Annotated in this window: 3 protein-coding genes; all 3 read left to right on the forward strand. The window is 57.3% G+C overall.

What is annotated here, in order from left to right; all coding sequences use genetic code 11:
- Positions 1-666, forward strand: a 666-nt coding sequence (locus AC1DRJ_RS22280) for a fumarylacetoacetate hydrolase family protein (RefSeq protein ID WP_477804042.1), incomplete at its 5' end; no start/stop codon positions are given.
- The gene (locus AC1DRJ_RS22285) at positions 666-2591 is read left to right on the forward strand and encodes an acyl-CoA synthetase (protein WP_477804043.1); all 1926 of its coding nucleotides are present in this window, start codon (positions 666-668) and stop codon (positions 2589-2591) included. The genes AC1DRJ_RS22280 and AC1DRJ_RS22285, both read left to right, overlap by 1 nt.
- 132 nt (positions 2592-2723) lie before the next feature.
- Positions 2724-3270: outer membrane protein transport protein (locus tag AC1DRJ_RS22290; protein WP_477804044.1), on the forward strand; the 547-nt coding region annotated here is incomplete at its 3' end.

Here is a 3270-nt window from a genome sequence, read left to right on the forward strand (position 1 = left end):
ATCTTCACCAAGGCAACGAGTTGCCTGGTGGCGGCTGATAGCGACCTGATCAAGCCGCGCACCGTGCGCTTCCTCGACTACGAGATTGAACTGGGGCTTGTGATGAAACGCGCGATCAGCGGTTCTGTGTCTGTCACTGACGCCAACCTGCATGAGTTCATCGCCGGCGTCGTCATTGTTAATGACTACTCGGCCCGCGACATTCAGATTCCGCAGATGCAATTCTACAAGGGCAAGAGCTTCCGCACTTTCGGCCCGGTCGGTCCCTACCTCTGTCTTCTGGATGCCAAGGACATGCATTACCTGAAAGCGCTGCAGCTACGTCTGACGGTCAACGACCAGGTGCGACAGAGCGACAGCACAGCCAATCTGGTTTACGGTCCCGCTGAAACCCTTACTGAACTCTCCACCTTGCAAGATCTCGCCGCTGGAGACCTGATCGCCACCGGTACTCCTGCTGGCTGTGCGCTGACGATTCCTTCGCCTGCCAAACAGCGCATTGCGGCTCTGATGCCAGAAGCCACCAAGTGGCAACTGTTTCTCAAGGCGCAGGAGAGCCGGCCGCAGTATCTCAAGCCGGGCGATGTGGTTGAGGCCCGCATTCGCAGTGCCGATGGTGTGATCGACCTCGGTGTGCAACGCAACCGAGTTGTGGGGGAAGTCTGATGGTGGTGCAGACTCTGAACGATATCGAATGCCTCGAACGAGTCCCCTTGTCGGAGCGCGAACTGGCCTCTAGCACATATGAAGCGCTGCGACGGGCAGCCGAGTGCACTCCCCAGGCACCGGCGCTAAGTTTCTTCACCGATGCCGCCAATTTCAGACGCACCGTTGAGTGGAGCTACTCCCAACTCTTCGCGGATATCACCCGCGCGGCCAATGCCTTCCATGACCTGGGCATAAAGCCCGGCGAGGTGCTTGCCTTCATCCTGCCCAACCTGCCGGAAACCCATTTCACAATTTGGGGCGGGGAGGCGGCGGGTATCGTCATGGCGATCAACCCTCTGCTTGAGGCCAAGCAGATGGCCGGCTTGCTGAATGCCGCGAAGGCCACTGTAGTGGTGACGCTTGCGCCGACTGTGGGCAGCGATCTGTGGCCAAAACTGGCTTCGCAGCTGGATCAGTTACCCACGGTCAGGTCTGTCGTTTGGGTCAGCATGGAGTCCTATGTCGCCGAACCTGTGCGTGGTGTTCTGAAAGCCGTGGCACTGAAAGAGCGAGAGTTACACCGCGGTATCTCGATCCATGATTGGCGATCACTGATGAATGCCCAGCCGCACACACACCTGAAGAGCGGTCGGCAAATCCGCCAGGATGAATGCGCCTCCTACATTTGTACGGGTGGCACCACCGGACTACCCAAGATCGCCGCGCGTACCCATGGCTCTGAAGTATTCAATGCATGGGCCGCAGCCGCTCACTTGCAGCCACGCAGCGGTGGTCAGGTTATCTTTTGTGGCCTGCCGCTATTTCATGTCAATGGACAACTGGTCACTGGACTGATGCCTTGGACGCAAGGCGACCATGTGATCCTCGGGACGCCTCATGGGTATCGTGGCGAAGGGGTGATCCCACGATTCTGGGAGATGGTCGAGTACTTCGGCATCAACCTCTTTTCCGGCGTGCCGACTGTCTACGCTGCACTTTTGCAAAATGAATTGCAGGGCCGCGACCTGTCCAGTCTTCGCTTCGCAATGTGTGGCGCCGCACCCATGCCGGCCGAACTTTTCCGAGAGTTCGAGCATCGGACCGGGGTGAAGATTCTTGAAGGCTACGGTCTTACTGAGGGCACCTGCGTCTCCTCAATCAATCCGCCCCATGGCGAGCGTCGTATCGGCTCCATCGGGATACGGATCGCCTACCAGAATATGCGTGCGATTGTGCTCAAGGATTCCGGAGAGTACCTGCGCGACGCCAATGTGGATGAGATCGGCCTCATCACGATCAGCGGTCCGAACCTCTTCGATGGCTATCTGGAGGAGCGTCATAACCAAGGCCTTTGGATCGATATCGACGGTCAGCGCTGGTTGAATACGGGCGATCTGGGTCGCCAGGATGCGCAGGGTTATTTCTGGCTGACCGGACGCAAGAAGGAGTTGATTATCCGAGGCGGGCATAACATCGATCCCAAGCAAATCGAGGAGGTTCTGCAGGCGCATCCCGCCGTCGCCTTGGCCGCTGCAATCGGCAGCCCCGATGCCTACTCGGGCGAGGTGCCGGTCGCCTACGTTCAACTGCGTCCCGGGCAAACCTGCAACGCTGAAGAACTTATGGCATTCGCGCATCTCAACATCAGCGAGCGGGCAGCCGTTCCCAAGCGCATTGAAATTCTCGAAGCGTTGCCCCTGACGGCCGTGGGCAAGATATTCAAACCCGTTTTGCAGCAGCGGGAGATTTATAGAGTCGTCCAGCAGGAAGTGGAACGTCTGTGTCTCCAGGATGTTGAGGTAGAGGTGTTACAGGATGCACGACGCGGGCTGGTCGCAAGCATCCGGGCGGGAGGCAATCAGCAGGCCCTGGCCCTTTTACTGGGACGGTACAGCTTCCAGGTGGAGTGGCTGAATGAGCGCAAGTCCGCCTCTATAAGTTAAGCAGGCATGCCTTGGGGCGTATCAACCAGGGCCATTTTTACAACTTCGATCAACTCCAACCGGCACTGAGATGTGCACGGGAAGGCGAAGCCTTGACTGTGCGCAACCAACAAAAAGAATAAGAGGTGGACAATGAAAGTGAATAACCGCGCGATCCTGCGTTTCTCTGTTCAACAAGGGTTTACTTCCTGGATCAAGTTTGCCGGTGTTGTAGCCATACTCACCGCTTCAACAACCGTGGGCGCCAATGGCATTGCCCTGAACGAACAAAGTGCCAGCAGTGCAGGCACTGCTTATGCGGGAAGGTCATCTTCGGCGCTGGATGCCAGCACTATCTTTGGAAATCCCGCAGGCTTGACCAAGTTGAAGCGCAGTGAGATTTCCGGCGGAGTCGCGGTCGTCTCGGTGAGCGACGACATTAGCAATGCGCAAAGCAGTGCCCCAGGAACAAATAAGGGGGACTCGGTCCCTTTGGGGGTTGTGCCCTTCGCCTATATGTCGACGCCGCTTGACGATCGTTTTTCGGTGGGTCTGGGCCTTTATGCGCCGAGTGGTCTGATCAATGATTACGAGAGCAGTTTTCAGGGCCGTTACCATGGTTCCTATAGCACGACCAAGGAAATAACCCTGCAGCCCACCATTGCCTATCGGATCAATGATTACGTGTCCATTGGTGGCG

Source organism: Pseudomonas sp. P5_B2 (assembly GCF_056400445.1).